Here is an 18,581-nt window from a genome sequence, read left to right as displayed (position 1 = left end):
CATGAAGTTTCAGGATATGCCCTATGAGCGTCCCGATTTGGCAAAGGTCAAGGCAGATATCAGCGCATTGACAGAACGCTTCGCCAAAGCTAGTAGCTTTGAGGAAGCAGAGAAAGTCTTCCTAGAAAGAGATCGACTCGCAGCGCACATTTCGACCTTAAATACCCTTGTTGAGATTCGCCACTCTATTAACACGCTTGACGAGTTTTACGATAAAGAGCAGCAGTTCTGGAATGATGCATCTCCTGAGATTGAGGAAGCTGATGATGCTTGGAGTGCAGCCTTGCTTGCCTCGCCCTTCCGTCCTGAGTTTGAGGCAAAGTATGGCACGCTTATTTTTGACAAAGCCGAGCAGGCGCGCCGTTGTTTCTCTCCTGCAATTATGGATGAGATGAAGCGCGAAAACGCCTTGGTCCAAGAGTACGAAAAGCTTATCGCCTCTGCTCAGATTGAGTTTGAGGGTGGTACGTATACTCTCTCTCAGCTTACTCCCATGAAACACGATAAAGACGACGCGCGCCGCCTTGCTGCATGGAAAGCTGAAGGCTCATGGTACAAAGACAACCAATCCGAGCTGGATCGCATTTACGACGAACTGGTACATGTCCGTGATGCTATGGGCAAAAAACTTGGCTACGACAACTATCTTCCTTTAGGCTACGACCGCATGGAGCGCTTGAGCTACAACCGCGAAGATGTTGAGCGTTTCCGCAAGGCTGTTCGTACCTATGTGGTGCCTGTGGCCAATAGAGTTTTTCTTGAGCAAGCAAAGCGTATTGGCCGCCCGTATCCCCTCTCTTTTGCAGATGAGGGTCTGACCTTCCGTTCAGGAAATCCTCTGCCCGAAGGCACGCCCGATGACATTGTGGCGGCTGCACGTACCTTCTACAGTGAGCTTAGCCCCGAGACTAAGGAATTCTTTGAGACCATGCTCAATGGCCAGCTAATGGATTTGCTTTCCACAAAGGGAAAGGCTGCTGGCGGCTACATGACCGAAATTCCTGATCATAAAGTCCCGTTCATCTTCGCTAATTTCAACGGTACTCAAGGCGATGTTGACGTGATGACCCATGAGGCGGGTCATGCCTTTAGTTATTACATGAATACTCAGCGTGTGCCCGGCTCGCTTGCAATGCCTAGTTCAGAAGCTTGTGAGGTTCACTCTATGAGTATGGAGTTCCTCGCGTGGCCTTGGATTGAGGGATTTTTTGGCAAGGATGCACGTAAATATCGCTATGCACATTTGGCGGGTGCCCTTACCTTCATTCCTTATGGCACGATGGTCGATCACTTCCAGCACCTGATGTACGAGCAGCCCGAGCTGACTCCTGCCGAGCGCCATGCTACTTGGCGTCGCTTGCTGGCAATCTATATGCCTTGGATATCTGTTGATGGCGATATTCCTTTCTATGGTGACGGCATGGGTTGGCAGCGCCAGATACACATTTACGAGTGGCCGCTGTATTACATCGATTATTGCTTGGCACAGACTGTGGCGCTTGAGATTTGGGAGCTCTCTCAAGAGGACTTTGCCAATGCTTGGAAACATTACATGGCATACACCCGTCAAGGTGGCACCAAAGCATTTACTGATCTTGTGGCTGGGGCCGAGCTTGTCTCGCCCTTTGATGAAGCATGCTTGCGCAGTGTTTGCGAGCATGCAAGCAAATGGCTTGAGTCTTATGATTTGACTGGCATCGAATAGCTAACAAAATAGATAGGTTTCGAGGTGGCAGGGCTGTAATGTTTAGCCTTGCCACCTCAAAGCTCTTCTAAATAACCGCAAATGGTTCAAGTTTCGAAGTAAGCAAGCATAAATGGGCAGGTAAGTTTTTTCAAAAGTCCGAAGAATGAACCATCTATTAAAAAAGATGCGTTTTGCATCCTATATGACTCGGTTGCAAGGACTACTATAAAAAAGTCATATGCTGCTTATTTCGGGGAAAATACCGTGGAAAAGAAGCTCTCAAGCTCTGTTGCTCATATGACACGAGCGTTAGCCTTGACACCCATGTTCCTATTGCTGGCCCTCTTTTTACGATTACCTCTTGCCTATGCTGAAGAAATTCCTCCAGCTTCAAAAGAGACTATAGAAAATATACAAGAAGAGCCCGACGACAAAGAAACTAGCGAGGATGATGCAGGTAGTGATACAAAAGAAGTCACTACCGCTACACCAAACGATAATACTAATGAAGATTTAGATACCAAAGCAAAAGTTGATACCAAAGAAAACGTGTCAGCTCAGGAGCCCGCAGTAGAAATTGGTGATACGGGATCAGAAGCAAAAGTTCCTACTAAAGAAGAAGAGCCTGAAAAGGATACAACACCTACGGTAAAAGAAGCGACGGTATTAGGTGAGCTTGATACGAGCAAAAAGGGTGTTGAGTACTTTAGAAATATCACGATTTCAATAGTTGGAGAAAACCTTACAGATGCACATTTCCTTACCAAAGAAGGCTTGCATTGGTCAGAGAAAACTACTGTTGAGTCAATAAAGGGAAAAGAACTCGGCAACTATGATTTCTCGAATTTTTCTGGTGCGAGACCACACGCCCGGGTAAAGACTTTTAGTATCAATAATGGGGACTCAGGAAGAATCACCTATGTAGGCAAGACTAAATCTGGCATAGATTTGGACCTCATCTGGACAGTCATTAGTTCTGATAAAGAGGACTGGGCAGCCCATTCTGGATACAATGACCACCGAATTAAAGGTCTAGGATTTATTGGCGAGCAATTTTTCGATGGTGCTCGTGGTAATTCAATTGTTGTCTTATACAACAATGCCAGTCGGCTTGGATTGAACTACAGAATAGTAAAACACGCCACTACCGAAGAGCAGCTGGTAGTTGTGAGCTTTATTTCAACCGATATTGACTCTGCCCAGGGAGTCAAAACTGATCTCGCGAATATTGTTGAAATAATCCCTAAAGAGTCTCACCTCACAAAAAAGAATGGCATCATTTACGACACTACAAAAGGCGCCCTTAATCTTAATGGATCAGCTGATTTGCCTAGAGGGGGATATCTAGGAGCAGGATTTCTGTCTCACTTTAGCTATATTTTCTATTCTCCAGCACCCGCAAGAGCGCATGATTCCTATGCCTATCCTACGGCAGTTAGATACGACATTTTTGGTAGTAGCTTGCAAGCTAAGTTACAAGCCAGAATCAGCCAGCATATTCTCGTTCAATATGTCGATACCACAGGAAATGATATAAAGGCAAAAGAGTTCTATAGGGGCTTTACCGATGAAAGCTACCGAATAAGTTCTCTTTTGATTCCCAGCTATCAACTCGTGGATATCAAAAAAGATGAGAGTGATAGTAACTATCCCGTTATCACGTTTGTATATTCACCAGAATACAGAGTCAAGTTTAGCTTTGTCGATGAAGCAGGGAAGAAACTAGCAAAAGACAGACAGTACAGCGTATTAGAAGGAAAGCAGCTCTCATATAAACCTGAATCAATAGAGGGCTATATAGTCCCTAACACCTACCAAGCAATCATTACCCGTGATCTAGAGCATGTCTTTGTATATAAGAAGATAGCCCGTCCTACACATGAACATAAAAATGCAGGCAAAAATACCACTCAGCATGACAGTAAGAACAATACATTTCATACAGGGCAGACAACTCAAACCACCTCATCGCAGGTCCCACATAAAAGCAGTCCTACAAACACTCCTACAAAACCAACCCCTCCCAAAGCTGCAATCGATCCCTTTTTGATCAATACCAACATGACTGCAGAAGAGAAGAAACAGTTTTTAGACTACATAGATGAAGTTACTCGCCAAGCAAAGAAAAAGTACGGCAAAGACAAAAACAAAATCAATCATGCGATAGCAAATGCGATTGCCTATCCCGTGTATGCCGAAGATTTTCTGCAATCGCTTACTAATGATTTTGGGAAGAAACCTGAAGTTGAGAACTATAGTGACATTAAGGATCTGTTGGATCGTATACATCAAAAAGGACACTATTTAGCCGACTTCCCCCATCTTGCCACCACCCTTGCCACCGCAGAAGACAGTGGCCCAAAAAAAGAAATCCTCAAATGGTTGGCTGGGCTATCTATCAGCAATCTTTTTGGACATTCTCCCGAAGACAACTTCTTTCAACTCAACTCTCTAACAGGAGATACCCTCACCAACATCAATGCCAAAGATCGCAGAACAGATATAGATGCAATCATCTTTCACTATCATCCTGACTTCAAAAATCTCACCTTAGATGAATGCATCAAACGCTATTACAGCACAGAAAACCTTGAGGTAGAGCGTCAACGTCTCTACAAAGAGGTGCTTGCACTTCAATCAAAAAGTGGTGCTAGCATAGAGGTGCAAGAACGGAACAATATCCTAGGTGCAACACTGACTTTGAGCGGCATGCTATTAATCTTGCTTGCACTGAAAAATAAGTTGAAAAAAGAAGCTAAGAAATTCAAGGATAATCCTGTTAGCTATATTAAAAATTTCCTTTCAAAGATTGGCCCCGGCATCATTGCGATTGCAACGACGCCCCTTACCCTTGTAGGGGTAGCTTTGGGGACTTTGAGTAACCTAGCTTCTAACGCAGTAGTTTACGGAGCCAAGATAGCATCTTCACTTGGTAAGAAGGTATATCTTCATGTACTGAGACCTGCAGCTACCTCTATTGGCAAACATATACTTCAACCCGTAGGTACATCTCTAGTTCAACCAGCTTATCAAAAGCTCATAAAACCAGCGCTTTCCGTCGTAGAGAAAAAGGTACTGAGACCAGTTGTACAAAAGCTAGTCAAGCCTGCAGCAAAGTTTGTTAAGAACAAAATCATCCGTCCCATTAAAAACAAAGTAGTAAAACCTGTAGCCAAATTTGTAAGCAACAAAATCATCAAGCCTATTTCGAAAAAGGTAATCAAACCAGCTGCAAAGTTTGTACATAACAAGCTTATAAAACCTGTGCATAGAAAAGTTATTAAGCCTCTCTACAACAAGGTGATAAAACCTGCTGTGAAACCTCTCTATCGCAAGGTAATAAAGCCAACGGCGAAGTTCATCAAAAAGAAAGTAATAAAACCAGTTGCCAGATTTGTAAAAAACAAGGTAGCCAAACCGATAGGCAAGTTCTTCAAAAGATTCTGGAAATAGAAACGAGACAGATGGTTATGCTTAAAAAGATAAAGAACGTAGTAAAAGGCTGTTTCGGGCTATTAGTGTGGCTACTGATGCTCTCAGCCATACCTGGATGTATCAACTACAACCTCAAATCGAACTCAGTATATTACGCACAACACACCCCTCATAAGAAGGGTACCGAACCCGTACTCATGATGCTTATCGATAATCTTGGAGACATCTATACTCCCGATGATCTCAAGACCATTGGCTACGACTTCGATGGTAAACCTGCAATCCTTACATACGATAAAGAGGGTAAGCAGTTAGGTTTTCTGACGCCAGATAGTGATGGAGGGTATATGGTTGATAATGAGAATCTAATCTTCCACTTCACTGAAAGTTTTCAACTGAAGAACATACGTGATGCAAACAAAGGTTATAAAAAAATAGATATGAAAGGTTTCAACGAACAAGACATCAAAAAGGACATCTACAAAAGCGTACAGCCTCTCATAGATGCGCAGTCAAAGCCTTGGATAAACCTACAATGGCTATTTGATCTTGTTTATCACGATAGGTTTAACTAGTCATGCTTAAAAAGATAAAAGGTGTTGTAAAGAGACTGCTGCTATGGTTGCTGCTTTTGTCGGTAGTACTTGGATATATCTCCTTCAACCTTAAATCGCATTCAGTATATTACGCGCAATACACCCCTCATAAGAAGGGTACGGAACCCGTACTCATGATGCTGATTGACAATCTCGAAGACATCTATACTCCTGACGATCTCAAGACAATTGGCTACGATTTTGATGGTAAGCCAGCAATTTTGACTTACGATAAAAACGGAAAACAGTTGGGATATCTTTCGACATTCAATTTAGATGGCACTAGAGGATATAGGTTTATTAACAAAAACTTAGGTTTTGAATTTAATAACAAATTTAAACTGTTAAGTGCTTTTGATTCAGATAGGGGCTATAAAGACCTAGACATAAAAAATTTCAACGAACAAGACATCAAAAAGGACATCTACAAAAGCGTACAGCCTCTCATAGATGCGCAGTCAAAGCCTTGGATAAACCTACAATGGCTATTTGATATCGTTTATCACGACAAGTTCAATTAGCTACATTCTAGAGTTCTGAGAGAACTCAGAAATAGATAGGTTTCGAGGTGGCAGGGCTGTAATGTTTAGCCTTGCCACCTCGGTGGTATTATTTGAGAGTTGAGAAATAAACGCAGTCTTGACTGCGTGAGCAAAGCGTTGAGGAGCCATCATGCGGGACAAGCTCGAAAAACTCATTGCAGCCTATCTTGAGCTGGAAAAGAAACTCATGGATCCTGAGGTTGTGTCGGATCCTAAAGAATACGCGCGTCTTGCCAAGGAGCACTCAAACCAGTCTGACTTGGTGGAAAAGGCACGCGAGTACCTTACGGCGCTCGATGACATCAATGCGGCAAAGGAAATGCTGCGCGAGACCTCGGATGCTGAGGATAAAGAAATGCTTCAAGCAGATATTGCTGACAATGAAGCAAAACTTCCCGGTCTTGAGGATGAGATCAAAATCATGCTCATTCCAGGCGATCCCAACGATGAGAAGGACACCATCGTTGAGATTCGTGCGGGCGTTGGTGGCGATGAGGCAAGTATTTTTGCTGGTGACCTTTTTGCTATGTACCAGCGTTTTGCTGCTTCTAAAGGGTGGAAGATTGAAGTACTGAGTTCTAATGAGGGCACGGCTGGTGGTTTCAAAACCATCGAGTTTAAGGTTATGGGCGACAAGGTCTACTCCGTAATGAAGTACGAGAGTGGTGTCCATCGCGTGCAGCGTGTTCCCAAGACCGAGAGTCAGGGTCGTATCCAGACTTCGACGGCAACGGTTGCTGTATTGCCCGAAGCAGATGAGATTGATGTTCAGATCGCACCCGAGGATATTCGTATCGATACCTATTGTTCGTCGGGTCCTGGTGGCCAGGGCGTCAATACGACCTATTCGGCTGTACGTATTACTCACTTGCCCACCAATACCGTTGTTACTTCACAAGATCAGCGTTCGCAGATTCAAAACCGCGAAGCTTGTATGCAGATGCTGCGTGCACGTCTCTATGAGATGGAGCTTGAAAAGCAGCAGGCAGAGGCGGGTGCCAGCCGTTTGGCGCAGATTGGTCATGGCAATCGATCTGAAAAGATTCGTACCTACAACCAACCTCAGGATCGCGTGACGGATCATCGCATAGGTTTTAATGGCACATACAATGGCGTGCTATTGGGCGATACGCTACCTTCGGTGATCGAGGCTCTTGCCGCCGCTGACCGAGCAGAGAAGCTCACACAGGCTGTCTAAACTAGCATTTGTCTGACACCTCTGGCTTGAATGGAGCTAGAGGTGTTTTTTGTTTGGGTCTATGTAATGGGTGTGTGTATGGCAGGTCTGCAGGAGGCGGTTATGACCCACGAAGATATCAAGCTACGTTCAGCTGATGGCAAAACAACCTGCATTGGAGATTTGTGGTTGCCAGCAGGTGAACAGCGGGGTATCGTGCAAATTGTGCATGGCATGGTTGAGCATTTCCGCTGTTATGACAAGGTTGCTGAAGCGCTGACATCTGCGGGCTATGTCGTCTGTGGCATCGATCAGCTAGGGCATGGGCGAACGACGCCTAATGTAGCTCAGCGCGGGGTGTATGACCCAAAGCATGGTGCGGATTATCTCATTGAAGATCAACATGTGCTCAGGCAGCTTGTCTCTGGGCGTTTCCCCAAACTGCCTTATATGATGTTGGGACATTCGATGGGTTCTTTTGTGGTGCGCTGCTATATAGCTCGCCATGGCGAGGGACTTGCTGGTGCCATTATCATGGGCACAGCATGGATGGCAAATGTCAGCGCTCCAAAGTTTATTACCTCAATTATTGCGCGCTTCCATGGCTGGAGCTATCGCTCTGCTTTTGTAGACAGTATGGGTACGGGAAGTTATAACAAGAGCTTTGAGGGTACGGGCGCCAATACAGGTTACGAATGGCTCAGTTCAGATCCTGCGCGTCCGATTAGTTATGCGGCTGACCCAGATTGCGGCTGGATGTTTTCTGTTTCGGGCTATTACGTTATTGCTCAGCTTCTTGAGGAAGCAGAACGCCCCGAGGCTTTGATGCGTGTTCCACATGAACTGCCAGTGCTGATCTTGTCGGGTGAGCAAGATCCCGTAGGCGAAAACGGTAAGGGTCCACGCGCCTGTGCTGCAGCTTTACGTAAGGCTGGCCTTTTGGACGTAACATTCAAGCTTTATCCTAACGCTCGCCACGAACTGCACAATGAACGTTGCCGTCAAGATGTGCGAGCCGATGTCGTGAAATTTCTTGAGAGGGTCTGTGTGCCTACTGGAGGATTGCAATGACAAAAAACGAGTGGACCTGTAAGGCCATACTCGATTGGACAAGTGAGTATCTAGAGCGCAAGGGAGATGAGCATCCCCGCCTTTCTGCAGAGTGGCTGCTTTCTGGTGTATTGGGGCTTTCTCGCATTGAGCTTTATACCAACTTTGATAGACCACTTGACAGCTCGGAGCTTGCTGCGATGCATGCTGCTATTGAGCGCCGTGTAGAAGGAGAGCCGCTGCAGTATGTCACGGGAGAGACCGCCTTTCGACATATCGTAGTCAATTGCAAAAGTGGTGTGTTGATTCCGCGTCCTGAGACGGAACTGCTTGTTGAAGAAGTGCTTAATCATTTGTCAGCTGATCACAACCAGTATCCTGCGCTGGTACTGGAGGTGGGCTGTGGCACTGGCTGCGTTGCATGCTCGCTGGCACGTGAGCGGGCAAAGACACATGTTGTTACTACTGACATATCACCAGATGCCGTGGCGCTTGCGCGTCATAATCGCGACAAGCTTGGACTTACGGCGCTTGTTGACGTCGTAGGATGCGACCTCGCGACAGGCGTTGACGAGAGACTACTAGGGCACTTTGATGCGCTGGTATCGAATCCTCCCTATATTCCTTCCGCCGTTGTTGACGAGCTGCCTTATGAGGTGTCGGGTTTTGAGCCACATCTGGCACTTGATGGGGGAGCCGACGGGCTCGACATCTATCGTCGTCTGCTGGAGCTTGCTCAGCGCGCGCTGCTTCCTGGAGGCGTCTTTGCGGTGGAGTTATTCGAGACGACACTTGAGGCAGCAGCACAGCTCGCTTGCGAGCAGGGTATTTGGCAGTCGATTGAAGTGCACGAGGATTACACGCATCGCCCGCGTTTTTTGGTTGCGGTGCGTGCATAGAAAAGCATACTGATAGTTTGCCTGTTGCAGGGAGAACAATATGGGCGCAATGATTGAAGTAGATCAACAATGTCCGTCTGCAGAAGTGTTGACACGCGCCTGTGAAGTCTTGTTACGTGAGGGCGTGCTGGTGATGCCGACGGATTCGGTATATGGCATTGGCTGTCTTGCGACGCCTGGCAACCCTGCCCGTGCGAGGGTTTTTGAAATCAAAAAGCGCCCAGCGGATATGACTCTGCCATGGCTTGTTTCGGATGCATCTGAACTCGGACGTTTGGGCGTTGATATTCCTGCTTGGGCTACTGCATTGGCGCAAGAGTTCTGGCCAGGTGCGCTTACTCTTGTTGTTAATGCGTCTGTGCAGGTACCAAGCGAATACCAGCGTATGGATAGTGGCACCATTGCCCTGCGCGTTCCCGATTCTATGTTGGTACGTGAACTCGCACGTCGAGTTGGACCGCTAGCGGTTACTTCAGCTAACACCCACGGAGCAGATGCGGCTATCTCTGGTACATCAGTCGAGGGGCGCATTGTTACATTAGCGGATTTGACACTTGACTCAGGTCCTGCTCCACTAGCCATCGCGTCTACAATTGTTGCTTGTATGGGGACAGAGCCAGTTATTTTGCGCGAAGGAGCCATTCCTGCGACAGATATTATGCGGGTCGCTTTGGGTGTGAGCTCTGCTTAATTGCAAAAAGGTTGCATGTGGGATAGGTGGGGGAGAGGAACTGCATATGAACTTTAGATATTTGAGTCAGGCAGACCCTGAAGTCGCAGACATTATCACGGAAGAGCTTGGGCGGCAGCGTGATTCTATTGAGCTGATTGCTTCTGAAAATCTCGTTTCACTGCCGGTAATGGAAGCCGTGGGCTCTGTTCTTACCAACAAGTACGCAGAGGGCTACCCTGGACATCGCTTTTATGGTGGCTGCTGGGCCGTTGATAAGGTAGAGGAACTGGCGCGTGAGCGTGCATGTCAGCTCTTTGGCTGCAAATTTGCAAATGTACAGCCACATTCGGGCGCTCAGGCAAACTACGCAGCCGAAGCTGCGCTTATGCAGCCAGGCGATACCTTTATGGGTATGAATCTTTCTGAAGGTGGTCACCTGACGCATGGCTCGCCTGCAAATTTTTCGGGCAAACTCTATTGTGATGTGCCTTATGGGGTAGATTTCATTGATGGACGTATTGATTATGACCAGGTAGAAGACCTTGCCAAGGAATGCAAACCAAAGCTAATTATTGCGGGCGCTTCAGCATATCCACGCATTATTGACTTTGAACGCTTTGCTGAAATTGCGCATTCGGTCGGGGCATATCTGATGGTGGATATGGCACATATCGCAGGTCTTGTAGCTGCGGGTCGTCATCCCAGTCCCTTCCCCTATGCCGACGTAGTTACTACAACGACGCACAAGACTCTGCGCGGTACGCGCGGGGGCATGATTCTCACCAACGATGAAGAGCTTTACAAAAAGATAAACTCGGCGGTGTTTCCTGGTACACAGGGTGGGCCGTTGATGCATGTTATTGCGGGTAAGGCAGTTGCTTTGGGCGAGGCACTCAAGCCTGAGTTCACAACCTACATCGATCAGGTGCTTCTTAACTGTCAGGCCTTAGGACAAGGCATGGTTGACCGCGGGCTTGCGCTTGTATCGGGTGGTTCTGATAATCATTTGCAGTTGGTAGATTTAACTCCCTTAGGTGAAGTTACTGGTCGTGATGCCGAGCTTGCGCTTGATAAGGTGGGCATTACGGCAAATAAGAACACTATTCCAGGTGAGAAGCGTAGCCCCTTCAAGACATCTGGCCTGCGTGTCGGGTCGCCTGCCATTACAACGCGTGGCTTCACTGAGCAAGAATGTCATCGTGTGGGAGAGATGATTGGCGAAGTGTTGAGTGCTCTTGAAGACGAAAAATTAGCGACTAATATAGCTGCTGAAGTTCACGCTTTGCTTGCCGCTCATCCGCTGTATCCCGAATTGGGTTAGATCAATTGTGGTCTTGCGTCGTAGTTATGATGCATAGCCAATGATGCAAATATAAGAGAGGATATGTTCATGCGTGTTGCAATTGCTTCTGATCATGCAGGTTTTCTGCAGAAAAAACCCGTCATTGAGTTCATTCAGAGTATGGGCCATGAAGTGCTGGATCTAGGGCCTGATAGTGACGGTAGGGTAGATTATCCTGACTATGCTGATAAGGTTGCCCGTAAGGTCACCTCTGGTGAGGCGGAGTACGGTGTTTTGATTTGCGGCACTGGTTTGGGTATGGCAATTGCTGCTGATAAGGTTGCGGGTATTCGTGCTGTGCCCGTGCAGGATACAACCTTTGCGCGCCTTGCTCGTGAGCACAATGATGCAAATATCATTTGCCTGTCTGGCCGCTTTGTGAGCCTGATGGACAATTGTGCCATTGTCGAGACATTCTTGACTACAGAGCACGCTGGCGGTCGTCATGCAGAGCGCGTGGCCAAAATTATGCGCGAAGATGATCCCGCCTTCCCCGGTGTAGAGTAGTTGCAGATTTTGCGTCGCTTTTTTGGCATCAAGTTATTGGCTAGCCCTTTATTCTGCCTAGTAGTGGAAGGATGTGACATGGCTACCGTTGCGGATATTATTTCTCTTCCATCAATTTACAATGCGCGCCTTGTTGCTCCTTGTGAAAAAGCAGAATCCCGTACGGTCATTAATGTTGGTATTCTTGATATAGGGCCAGAATTTAATGGATATAGCGCGTATATGCCGGGGGAGTTTATCCTTACGAACCTTGGTTTTACAAACGGCGATGAGCTTGAATCTGACCGTGCCCTGCTTGCAATGATTGATCGTGGTGTAGCGGGGATTGGCGTAAAGACGGTATATAGACCCCATATTGGGGAGGCAGTAAAAAAGAAAAGCAGCGAAAGCGGCGTACCTGTTTATCTTTATGAAGGTCGCTATCACGAAGCAGTTGTGTTTGATGCGCTGAAACTCATACATGAGGATCAACAAGAGGAAGCACGCGAAGACACTTTGCGTGCATTGATTGGTCCACGGAGCTCCAAAGAAGTTAGCGCTGCGCTGACATCAATAAGCGGAGTGGTAGGGGGACAGCTTATATGTCTTGCATTGTCGCTGCCAGAAGACTTTTCTCAAGCGAGAATTATGTTGAGCGACATCCGCAATCGCATTGCAATGAGTCGGACTGATGTAGAAAAATGTAAATATATTGCTCAGCGGTTCGATGGTTATGCGCTCGTGCTCATTTGTGCGCCAAATCGTGATGGCATTAACGCAAAGCTGGAATATGAGGCAAAAGAACTTGCAAAACAGTTGCATGCTCTATTTATGAGTCCTTGTGGAGTGGGAACAGCCTTCGATGCATCAGATTTTTGCTTAGTGTTGAAAACGGCGATTTTTGCAGCAAACTATGCTGAAATCAAGCGCCAACCTCTTGCATTTTGGAGTGAAATTGGTGCAGACAAGTTTGCTTTGATTGCAAATTCGGATTCTCTGTATCAGCGCGAAGCAAAGACGTGGCTTCGCCGAATTGAAGCTGGGGATGCCGATGGAGAGCTGATAAAAACACTCAGGATTTTCCTTTCTTATCAAGGAAGTATTTCTCAAACCGCATATGCTTTGCGGCAGCATCCCAACACTATTCGTTATCGACTCAAAAAGCTAAAAGCTTTGCTGAATATGGAAGACGAGTCGGATAGGTTCTTGGCGACCGTGCTTTCGATAGCTTTACTGCCCCTCTCTGTGAGCGGTAGCTAAGATAGTGTTAAGCGGTCTTTAACCTCGCCCTTCAAATGAATTCTGCTATCAAAATCGCAGCAATTACCAGCATATTTGTAAGAAGCAACAAGACCTTGATGGCTTTATATGTAGTTCCTCCATTGCTGAGCTCCTAGGCTTGCACTTAGACTCTGCTACAAGCAATCTGGAATTGCTTGTGTCACATGTGCGTGAGCACATGCTGGTTTTCGGGACGGTCTGTCAGCAATGGCGGGAGATGTTCTCGGTCTGCCAGGAGGGGTCGCCTTTTGTCTTGGGTGATGTCCGTCGGGAAAGAGACGGGCTCTAGCCAAGTCGAAAGGGGCTTGTTTTGTCTACATCTATTTTTCAAGGTCGTCACCTACTCTCAACAAGGGATTTCAGCCGTGCCGAACTTGAATGGCTTATTGGCTTTGCGGAGCATCTCAAAGATTTGAAGAAACGCAGTATTCCCCATCATTATCTTGAGGGGAAAAACATCGCTTTGCTTTTTGAGAAGACTTCAACACGTACCCGTGCAGCTTTTACTACCGCCTCGATTGATTTGGGCGCTCATCCAGAATACCTTGGGAAAAACGATATTCAGCTAGGTAACAAAGAAACAGTTTTGGATACCGCTAAAGTTTTGGGATCGATGTTTGACGGTATCGAGTTCCGTGGTTTCAAGCAGGAGCATGTTGAGCAGTTGGCAGAGTACTCTGGTGTTGTTGTGTGGAACGGTCTTACTGACCGTGAGCATCCCACGCAGATGCTGGCAGACTTCATGACCATCAAAGAGCATTTTGGCAAACTTGAGGGTATTAACCTTACCTATTGTGGTCAGGGTCGCAACAACGTTCAGAATTCTTTGATGATTACGTCTGCAATTCTTGGCGTGAATTACACCAATGCGACACCAGCTGAGCTCGAGCCTGACCCCGAGATTGTTGCAACTGCCCAGCAGTTTGCCAAGGAAAGTGGAGCCACCATTCGCGTTACGAACGACCCTATCGAAGCAGTTGTTGATGCTGATGCCATCTATACCAACGTATGGGCGGCTATGGGTGAGGAGTCCAAGTTTGCAGAGCGTGTGCGGCAAATGAGTCCCTATCAGGTGAATGCAGAACTTGTTTCCCATGTTAAAAATCCAGATTGGATTTTCCTGCACTGCTTACCTGCCTTCCATAATGCTGAGACCGAATATGCTGACAAGATCAAACAGGAGTTCGGTATCTCTGCTATGGAAGTTACCGACGATGTTTTTTATTCAGGGCATGCACATCAATTCGAAGAGGCAGAAAATCGCATGCACACGATTAAGGCGATTATGGCTGCAACGCTGGGGAATCTATATATCCCCTCTGTCTAGCTAAGTCTTGTCTTTAACTTCGCCGACCTCGAGGGGCGAAGTGCCAGTAAATCAAATTTTTTATCAAGATGGCTCGTCAGAAGATGGGCCAAGGGAGGAGGTTTGCCGTGGCTGAACTTACTACGCAGCAAGCTGAGGAGAAAAAACCTCGCAAGCTTAAGAGTCCCAATACCTATGTCATTTTGTTCTTTGTCACATTAGGAATCGCAGCTTTATCATGGTTCATTCCAGGAGGTGCCTATGATCTCAATGAAGCTGGTCAGGCAATTTCTGGTACGTATCATGCGGTAGATGCAAATCCCCAAGGTATTTGGGATGTTTTTCTTGCACCCATTATCGGTATGGTTGGTTCTGCTCGTACATCTGCTGCCATTGCCATTTCGCTAACCATCATGGCATTTGGTAGCTTCCTCGAGATGATGGATAACACCGGCGCTATTAAGTCCTTTTTGGGTCAGGTGACTTCCAAGAGTCAGGGCAATATGCATGTATTGATCATTGCTCTGGTTGCTATCATGGCTTTCTTTGGCACTCTTGAAGGTGCTTATGAGGAAGGCATTGTGTATTACATGATGTTTGTTCCTGTCATCTTATCTTTGGGATTAGACACCGTTGTTGCGGTCATGATTGTTGTTATTGGAACCCAGGTAGGTTGCCTTGCCTCAACGGTAAATCCATTTTCAGTTGGTGTTGCCTCAGGTATTGCTGGTGTTTCCAGTGGTGAGGGCTTGGCTCTGCGTGCAATCCTGTTGATTGTACTTGTTGCCCTCGCTTCGTTTGTGATTTGCCGCTATGCAGACAAAATTAAGACGCACCCTGAACTTTCTACCCAGTTCTTCCGTCGTGAAAAAGACTTGGCAGAATTTGCCGGTACTGATGATGGTGCTGCCGAAGAGTTAACAAGCAAGCAGCGTACAGCTCTGATTCTTTTTGTTTTGGTTTTTACCATTATGATTTTTGGTTTTATTCCCTGGACATCAATTAATCCATCTTGGACCTTCTTTGATGATTTTGCAAAAGCCATTGCAGAGGTTCCTGTGCTTGGCACTGTCATTGGTAAAGACATCACCCCCTTTGGTAGCTGGTATTTCAATGAGCTCACCACGCTTGTCTTTGTTATGACTATCGTTATTGGCTTTGTCATGGGTTATGACATCGAAAAAATCATCGGTATTGTTATGAAGGGCGCATCTGCTCTGGTGTCGACAGCCTTTGTAGTTCCTATGGCTCGAGGCATTCAGGTGGTCATGGATGCAGGCCAAATTACTCCCACCATTCTTCACTTTGGTGAGATGACCCTTTCGTCATTGCCTCCCATTGTCTTTGTCATCGTGTCTCTGGTGTTTTACTTTGCAATTGCATTCTTTATTCCTAGTTCTACAGGTTTGGCTGCTGCAACTATGGCAATCATGGCCGCATTGGCTCGTTTTGCCAATGTACCTGTGCATCTGATGGTCACGATCATGTGCATGGCTCTAGGTATGGCAAAGATGGTGACACCAACCTCAGTCATTGTTATGACCTGTACTTCTGCGGCACATATTAGCTATGCCGACTGGATTAAGAAAATCCTCCCCATTATTGGAATGATTTTTGTCATCTGCTGCATAACGCTCGTAATTGGCGTGACTCTCGGATAGGTGCATACCAAGGCGCGCGACTTGTTAGAGATTTGTAATTGAGCAGGAAGGGAAAGAAATGTCTGAAGAGAAAGTCTATGTCTCCAATGCTACAAACCCGCTGAAGAAAGTTATGGTTTGCTCACCCAAGTATTACACCTTCAACGGTATTAACGTCATCACTTCTGAGTGGATGAAGAAGGGCGATACCGAGAAAAACGATGTTATGGTCGCTGAGTGGCAGACCTTGGTGGATGCCTACCATGACAACGGAATTGAGGTTGTAGAAGTCGAAGCAAAACCCGAGTTTCAGGTGATGACTTTTGCCCGTGATTATGGCTGCATGGTGAGGGAAGGCGCCATTATGGGACACTTCCGCCATCCTGTTCGCCAGGTTGAGGCTCAACAGTATGAGGCAAAGCTAAAAGAGATGGGCGTCCCTATCATTGCGCGTGTCAATGCAGGTTGCATGGAAGGTGGCGACTTCTGGATGCTTGATGAGCATACGCTCGCCTTTGGTATGGTTGACAGAACCGACGATCAGGGCGTCGCAAGCCTGCGCCATCAGCTTGAAAAGTTTGGCTACACCGTTGTAGGTGTACCTTGCCCGCCGCAGAATTTGCACCTCGATATGATTTTTAATATTGTGGCTCCTCAGGTGGCGCTGGCTTGCATTGATCAATTGCCATATAACTTCCTTCAAATGCTCAAGCGTCGTAATTTTGAGCTTATCCCCGTTGCAAGCGAAGACATGTACAAACATGGCTGCAATGTGCAGTGCATCGGCAACAACAAGGTCATCGCAATCGAGAAGAACAAACACATTAATGACAAGATGCGTGCCTTGGGTATTGAGGTCATTGATGTGCCGTTTGATCAGATTTTGCATGCTGGTGGTGGACCTCACTGCCTTACTCAGCCCATTGAGCGCCCTTAGATTAGTCGTAGTTTCTTGGATGCTCGCCTGTGTGGGCGGGCATCCTTTTTTGAGGAGGTGGGCTACCATGAAAGTGCTTATCAGTGATTATTTTGAAAGCATGATGCCTGAGCATTCTCTCGAAATCAAAACGTTAAGAGAAGGTCTTGGTGAAGACCTAGAAATAGAAGTTTTTCCGTATACCGATGAAACGCGAACGGAGTTTTACGAAAAACTTTCCAATGTGGATGCGTTGCTTACCGCCTTTATCCCCATGAATAAAGAGGCTTGTAAGCATGCTCCCAAGTTGAAAGTTATTGGCATTAATGCAACTGGTTGGGACAATATAGATGTAGAGGCTGCTACGAAACAGGGGATTGGTATATGCCCTATAGGGGAGTATTGCACCTGGGATGTTTCGGAAAGTGCCATCGCGTATCTTTTTGCTCTCAACAAACATCTCAAGTTTTATTCCAAACAAATTGAAGAAAATCATGTTTGGGATTTTGCTGCTGCTCCTCAATATCCGCGTTTGCAAGACCAAACGCTTGGCATTGTGGGATTTGGAAAGATAGGTCGCTGTACGGCGGGCAAAGCACAAAATTTAGTGCATGACATTATTGCATATGACCCCTACGTCGATGAGGTGGAATTCATGGCGCGTAGCGTCACCCAAGCAAAAACTGTCGAGGAATTATATGAAAAAGCAGATGCAATCGTATGCCATATGAGTCTAAATGAAGGCAACAGAGGCTTCTTTGATGCAGCAGCATTTTCTTTAATGAGACGACAGCCTATTTTAATTAATTTGGGTCGAGGTCTTAGCGTTGACGAACCAGCTTTAGTCGCGGCGCTTGATTCGGGTCAAATCCGTGCCTTTGGTGCCGATGTTTTGTATGACGAGACTCCCGACCTTGCTCATCATCCGCTCGTAGGTAGGGATAACGTTATTATTACTCCCCATGCAGCGTTTTACTCAACCTCATCAATGCGTGATATCCAAGTTTTTTCATGCAATAACATCGTCAATTTCTTACTTGGACATAAAGATAAATTATTTAAATTGATTAATGATGTTGAAGTGCCAGCAAATTAAAAGCAAAATCATCACTGCGCAGAAAACGGACGCTGTTTCATGACAGCGTCCGTTTTTATACGTGTCATCAACCCAGTCTCGCGCGTTTTATGCGCAAGACAAGAAGTTCATCCGCTATGCGGGTAGTTATGATGAGACTTAGCCCCAACATTTCAGATGGTTCATTTTTCGGTATCCATCAGCACAGATGGTTCATCCTTCGAGTTTTCATAAATACTGACCAGCTGTTTTGTGGATGGATAGACCGAAGCTTGAACCATCTGTAGATAAACCTTATGGCTCATCTTGGATATTAAGGTAGTTCGTTCATGCCCCTCTTCGCTCTAAGAGGCCCAGACCATGGCTATTTCTATCTGCCATTTCTATCGAATGTGTCATGTATATGCTGTCCTGCGCTAGAATTTGGGAGGTATCAGGGGACTGCAAGAACCCATCAGGTGTGTTGCAGTTCACGC

General features: G+C 46.4%; 15 protein-coding genes. All 15 read left to right on the top strand.

Translation table 11 applies throughout. The annotated features are described in order from the left end of the window. The first annotated feature begins 1 nt into the window (after position 1). The 15 genes from HMPREF9069_RS05840 (at position 2) to HMPREF9069_RS05770 (ending at position 18,126) form a co-directional block, all read left to right on the top strand. A complete protein-coding gene (locus HMPREF9069_RS05840) occupies positions 2-1,705 on the top strand; it encodes a M3 family oligoendopeptidase (RefSeq protein ID WP_021626258.1) in 1,704 nt (567 codons plus the stop codon). Between the two features lie 246 nt (positions 1,706-1,951). After that, a complete protein-coding gene (locus HMPREF9069_RS08895; protein ID WP_051317805.1) occupies positions 1,952-5,140 on the top strand; it encodes a MucBP domain-containing protein in 3,189 nt (1,062 codons plus the stop codon). A 17-nt stretch (positions 5,141-5,157) separates the two neighbouring features. Continuing rightward, positions 5,158-5,697 (top strand): hypothetical protein, encoded by a 540-nt coding sequence (locus HMPREF9069_RS05830; protein WP_035438648.1) that lies wholly within the window; start codon positions 5,158-5,160, stop codon positions 5,695-5,697. Between the two features lie 2 nt (positions 5,698-5,699). After that, the gene (locus tag HMPREF9069_RS05825; RefSeq protein ID WP_021626255.1) at positions 5,700-6,239 is read left to right on the top strand and encodes a hypothetical protein; all 540 of its coding nucleotides are present in this window, start codon (positions 5,700-5,702) and stop codon (positions 6,237-6,239) included. 151 nt (positions 6,240-6,390) lie between these two features. Next, complete coding sequence (gene prfA, locus HMPREF9069_RS05820) at positions 6,391-7,458, top strand: peptide chain release factor 1 (RefSeq protein ID WP_021626253.1); 1,068 nt, start codon at positions 6,391-6,393, stop codon at positions 7,456-7,458. Positions 7,459-7,560: 102 nt separating this feature from the next. Continuing rightward, positions 7,561-8,508: an alpha/beta fold hydrolase gene (locus HMPREF9069_RS05815; RefSeq protein ID WP_035438647.1), complete on the top strand. Its 948-nt coding sequence runs from the start codon at positions 7,561-7,563 to the stop codon at positions 8,506-8,508. Continuing rightward, positions 8,505-9,386: a peptide chain release factor N(5)-glutamine methyltransferase gene (prmC, locus tag HMPREF9069_RS05810; protein ID WP_021626251.1), complete on the top strand. Its 882-nt coding sequence runs from the start codon at positions 8,505-8,507 to the stop codon at positions 9,384-9,386. Before HMPREF9069_RS05815 ends, prmC begins: the two co-directional genes overlap by 4 nt. Before the next feature lie 40 nt (positions 9,387-9,426). Then, a complete protein-coding gene (locus HMPREF9069_RS05805) occupies positions 9,427-10,077 on the top strand; it encodes an L-threonylcarbamoyladenylate synthase (protein ID WP_021626250.1) in 651 nt (216 codons plus the stop codon). A 46-nt stretch (positions 10,078-10,123) separates the two neighbouring features. Then, on the top strand, positions 10,124-11,380 hold the full coding sequence (gene glyA / locus HMPREF9069_RS05800; RefSeq protein ID WP_021626249.1) for a serine hydroxymethyltransferase: 1,257 nt from the start codon (positions 10,124-10,126) through the stop codon (positions 11,378-11,380). 69 nt (positions 11,381-11,449) lie between these two features. Then, complete coding sequence (gene rpiB / locus HMPREF9069_RS05795) at positions 11,450-11,908, top strand: ribose 5-phosphate isomerase B (protein WP_035438638.1); 459 nt, start codon at positions 11,450-11,452, stop codon at positions 11,906-11,908. 78 nt (positions 11,909-11,986) lie between these two features. Next, positions 11,987-13,147 (top strand): helix-turn-helix domain-containing protein, encoded by a 1,161-nt coding sequence (locus HMPREF9069_RS05790; RefSeq protein ID WP_021626247.1) that lies wholly within the window; start codon positions 11,987-11,989, stop codon positions 13,145-13,147. 331 nt (positions 13,148-13,478) lie between these two features. Then, positions 13,479-14,495 (top strand): ornithine carbamoyltransferase, encoded by a 1,017-nt coding sequence (argF, locus tag HMPREF9069_RS05785; protein ID WP_021626245.1) that lies wholly within the window; start codon positions 13,479-13,481, stop codon positions 14,493-14,495. A gap of 107 nt (positions 14,496-14,602) precedes the next feature. Then, positions 14,603-16,135 (top strand): YfcC family protein, encoded by a 1,533-nt coding sequence (locus HMPREF9069_RS05780; RefSeq protein WP_035438636.1) that lies wholly within the window; start codon positions 14,603-14,605, stop codon positions 16,133-16,135. A gap of 58 nt (positions 16,136-16,193) precedes the next feature. Continuing rightward, positions 16,194-17,051 carry a dimethylarginine dimethylaminohydrolase family protein gene (locus HMPREF9069_RS05775; protein ID WP_021626243.1) on the top strand — a complete coding sequence of 286 codons (858 nt, stop codon included), beginning with the start codon at positions 16,194-16,196 and terminating at the stop codon, positions 17,049-17,051. Positions 17,052-17,118: 67 nt separating this feature from the next. After that, entirely contained in the window at positions 17,119-18,126 is a 1,008-nt protein-coding gene (locus tag HMPREF9069_RS05770) for an NAD(P)-dependent oxidoreductase (protein ID WP_035438634.1), read from the top strand. Positions 18,127-18,581: the final 455 nt, after the last annotated feature.

This window comes from Atopobium sp. oral taxon 810 str. F0209, from assembly GCF_000466405.1.
In the GTDB taxonomy this organism is placed as follows: domain Bacteria; phylum Actinomycetota; class Coriobacteriia; order Coriobacteriales; family Atopobiaceae; genus Olegusella.
Note: the sequence above shows the minus strand (reverse complement) of the source record. Positions and strands in the feature narration are given on the sequence as shown.